This window comes from Neisseria sp. P0014.S009 (assembly GCF_051958155.1).
Taxonomy (GTDB): Bacteria; Pseudomonadota; Gammaproteobacteria; order Burkholderiales; family Neisseriaceae; genus Neisseria; species Neisseria flavescens_C.
The window spans coordinates 1-229 of record NZ_JBQCVS010000315.1; the positions used below are offsets into that span (position 1 = coordinate 1).

Genomic DNA, 229 nt, shown 5'->3' on the forward strand with positions numbered 1-229 from the left:
TGTCTTTGCTCGGTGTGGTTTGGCCGCTGACTTGTCCTTCTTCATCGACTTCTATGGCCTGACGCTGTTTGCTGCCGGCAGTTTGAATAATAGTGGCGTCAATGACGGCGGCGGATGCTTTCTTTACTTTTAGGCCTTTTTCAGTCAGTTAGCGGTTAATCAGTTCCAGCAATTCGGACAGGGTGTCGTCTTGCGCCAGCCAGTTGCGGTAGCGGCATAAGGTGCTGTA

Annotated in this window: 1 pseudogene; it reads right to left on the reverse strand. The window is 51.5% G+C overall.

The annotated features are described in order from the left end of the window. Positions 1–229, reverse strand: a pseudogene (locus ACTHS4_RS12780) (IS5/IS1182 family transposase); the annotation flags it as partial.